The sequence below is a fragment of the Dietzia sp. DQ11-38-2 genome (assembly GCF_014145055.1).
Classification (GTDB): Bacteria; Actinomycetota; Actinomycetes; order Mycobacteriales; family Mycobacteriaceae; genus Dietzia.
In genome coordinates, this window is record NZ_JAALDW010000333.1 from 1 (window position 1) to 3,043 (window position 3,043).

At 71.4% G+C, this 3,043-nt stretch carries 4 protein-coding genes and 1 pseudogene; 3 read left to right on the forward strand and 2 right to left on the reverse strand.

Annotated features, from left to right (window positions below):
* On the forward strand, window positions 1-488 hold a 488-nt coding region (locus tag G6026_RS11630), incomplete at its 5' end, for a prolyl oligopeptidase family serine peptidase (protein WP_182613275.1).
* Between the two features lie 67 nt (window positions 489-555).
* On the opposite strand, the gene argJ is transcribed toward G6026_RS11630, so the two are convergent.
* Window positions 556-1,773, reverse strand: a complete 1,218-nt coding sequence (gene argJ / locus G6026_RS11635; RefSeq protein ID WP_231750378.1) for a bifunctional glutamate N-acetyltransferase/amino-acid acetyltransferase ArgJ — start codon at window positions 1,771-1,773, stop codon at window positions 556-558.
* 296 nt (window positions 1,774-2,069) lie between these two features.
* Between argJ and G6026_RS11640 the strand changes: the two genes are divergently transcribed.
* Window positions 2,070-2,210, forward strand: coding sequence for a hypothetical protein (locus G6026_RS11640; protein WP_178088265.1), 141 nt, complete (start codon window positions 2,070-2,072; stop codon window positions 2,208-2,210).
* 120 nt (window positions 2,211-2,330) lie between these two features.
* The gene (locus tag G6026_RS11645; RefSeq protein WP_182613276.1) at window positions 2,331-2,795 is read left to right on the forward strand and encodes an SRPBCC family protein; all 465 of its coding nucleotides are present in this window, start codon (window positions 2,331-2,333) and stop codon (window positions 2,793-2,795) included.
* Window positions 2,796-2,829: 34 nt separating this feature from the next.
* Here the strand turns inward: G6026_RS11645 and G6026_RS11650 are convergent.
* Window positions 2,830-3,043: pseudogene (locus tag G6026_RS11650) on the reverse strand (nitronate monooxygenase); the annotation flags it as partial.

Consider the following 3,043-nt stretch of genomic DNA (forward strand, 5'->3'; position numbering starts at 1 on the left):
TGGACCTGCGCCGGGTGGTGGTCGCCGGGCACTCCGCCGGCGGGCACCTGGCGCTGTGGGTCGCCGGGCGGGCACGACTACCGTCCTCGCTGCCCGGATCCCGTCCCGTCGTCCCGGTCTCGGGGTGTGTGTCCCTGGCCGGGGTGGCGGATCTGCTGCGCGCGGAACAGGCCGGGGACAGGTACGTCGCCGGGCTCCTCGGCGGCCCCTCCGGCACCCGTCTTCAGCGCTACCGGGACGCCTCGCCCGTGTCCCACCTGCCCACCGGGGTCCCGGTGGTGTGCGTCCACGGTCGTGACGACGAGGTCGTGTCCCCCGAGCAGTCCGAGACCTACGTTCGCCAGGCCCGCCGGGCGGGCGACCCCGCCCGCGTGTCCCTGGTCCCCGGTGGCCACGACCCGTGGGGCGACATCACCGGTCGGGTCTGGCACGACACCCGCGACACGATCCTCGAGATGGCGCGCCGGCAGCCCCGGACCACCGGGTGACGGACGGCCCGCGGCCTGAAGCCCGGGTATTTCGTCCGGATGGCCCGGCGCCCACCCGGTGCCCGGCTCAGGTGGTGTAGTCGGCGTTGATCGAGATGTACTCGCGGGAGAGGTCGCAGCCGTAGACCGTGCAGTCACCGTCGGCGGCGCCGCCCTCGACACCCAGGTCGACCGAGATGGTGACCTCGTCGGCCCGCATGATCTCGGTGAGCCGCTCGAGTTCTGCGTCACCGGGGAATGCGGGATAGGTCTCGAGGTCGCCGAAGACGATGCGCACCCGCTCCGGGTCGATGTCGGTGTCGTCCTGGCACTTTCCGATCGCCATGGCGACGCGGCCCCAGTTGGGGTCCGCCCCGTGGACGGCGGTCTTCACCAGGGGCGAGTTGAGGATCGTCTTGGCCACGCGCTTGGCCTGGGCGCGGTCCCGGGCGCCGGTGACCTCTACGGTGAGGAGCTTGGTGGCGCCCTCGCCGTCCCGGGCGAGCTGGAGGGTGAGGTCCAGGCAGACGGCTTCCAGGGCTCTCCGGAGCTCCACGTCGTCGACCGGACCGGCCACACCACTGGCGAGCGCGATCGCGGTGTCGGAGGTCGAGGTGTCGGTGTCGACGGACAGGCAGTTGAACGTGGCGTCCACCGCGCTCCGGAACGCGGCGTCGAGCGCACCGGGCTCCACGGCGGCGTCGGTGAAGACCACGGCGATCATCGTGGCCATGTCCGGCTCGACCATCCCGACCCCCTTGGCGATGCCCACGACCCGGGCGGTGCCGCCCGTCGTCGTCGTCATGTCCGTTGTCGCCGTCTTCGGGTGGGTGTCGGTCGTCATCATCGCGCTGGCCAGAGCGAGAGCGTCGGCGTCGAACCCGGCCTCGGCCAACGAGTCGAGATGGGCACGCAGGATCGGCATGGGGTAGCGCCGGCCGATCACCCCGGTCGAGGCGATGAGCATCTCCCCCGGCGCCGTACCCACGGCCGCGGCCGCGTGCTCGAGCACCTCGCGCGCATCGGCCATCCCCTGCTCGCCCGTGGCGACGTTGGCGTTCTTGGCCACCACCACCACGCCGCGCGCCCGGCCGCCCGCGGCGTTCTCCCGACTGAGGACCACCGAGGGGCCGGCGAATCGGGACCGGGTGAACACCGCGGACGAGGCCGGGGACGGGCCGTCGTTGACGACGACGAAGACGTCGTCCCCCTCCTCGCGGAGCCCCGCGGCCCCCGCGTGTGCGCGGAAGCCCGCGGGCAGAGGGATCGGTCCGGAGGAAGCGGTCGCGGTGCGGATGGAGTTCACGCCCCCGAGTCTAGGCCCGTCGACCCCGCGCACGGACCGCCGGTTGACGCCCTGTGCGCCGACCCGGGACTAAATGTGAGACAGCTCTCACCTGAGCACTTTCAGTCACTCACTTCCTGTTGGTATGAACGCGGCCTTACCGTCCACCGCGTGGCAAAAGCCCTTGTCAGGTGGGGTTCGGAGTCTTCTCTGGGTAACGTCGGCCGCAGTCGTCCGGATGTACCCACTGAGCGTCCGAACGACGCAGACCACGGCGGTGGAGAGCCCACCGTCGGTACGACGAAAGGATCTCAACCATGATCTCCGACTTCATCAATGGCATCGCCACCGGTTCCGCCGCCGTCAACACCGGTTCGGCTGCCGCCGACTTCGGCTCCGACCTCATCGCCCAGGTCCTCGGCTTCTTCGGCGGCTTCGTCGAGAACTTCGGCTCCTGAGTCGACGCGCCTGACGGCGCATCAGCCCGGGCCGGGTTCGGCCTGGCCCGGGCACCGCGTGTGACCGGCCCCGCCTCGAGCGGGGCCGGTTTCCGCATTTCAGGCGGTAACCTCGATTCCATGCAGCTCGATCTCTCCTGTCACGTCGCCGCCGGCCCCGACGAGGTCTGGGCCGTGCTCACCGACATCCCCTCCGCGCACCGCACCCTCAGCGGGGTCCTGGCGGTCGAGATCCTCACGCCGGGGCCCTATCAGCCCGGGCTGCGATGGCGGGAGACCCGCAGGATGTTCGGCGTGAAGTCCACCGAGGAGATGATGGTCCTCACCGCCGAGCCTCCGCACTCCACCGCGATCGTCTCCGAGAACGGAGGCACCGAGTACAAGACGGTGTTCACCGTGACCCCGGACCCGGACGGCACCGGGTCGACCCTGCGGATGCGGTTCGGTTCCCACACCGCGCACGCCCCGGCGATCTCCCGGGTCGTGATGGCTCTGATGGGCGGGCTCGCCGAACGAGCGACCCGCAAGGCCATGGAGCAGGATCTGGCGGACATCGCCGCCGAGGCGGAGCGTCGCACCGACTGAGCCGCCCCGGGGGTTCGGCCCGGTCCTCAGGCGTTCATCCCGTGAGAGTCGTGCCCCGATCCCAGAGTTCGGCGACCACCTCGGCGGCCGGCCGATCGGCGTAGGACCCGGCCGCACGCCAGCCCGAGCCGGCCCACAGTGGCGGGACCTCGACGTCACCGGTGTCGGTGGCGGCCTTGCGCACCGGCCCGGTGAGGACGTGCAGGAGAGGGTAGGCCGGCGGAGCGACCGCGTCGAACTCGGCCACG

Coding starts and splice junctions, on each gene's coding strand:
- G6026_RS11640 (WP_178088265.1), top strand. CDS start 2,070: ATGATCTCCGACTTCATCAATGGCATCGCCACCGGTTCCGCCGCCGTC.
- G6026_RS11645 (WP_182613276.1), top strand. CDS start 2,331: ATGCAGCTCGATCTCTCCTGTCACGTCGCCGCCGGCCCCGACGAGGTC.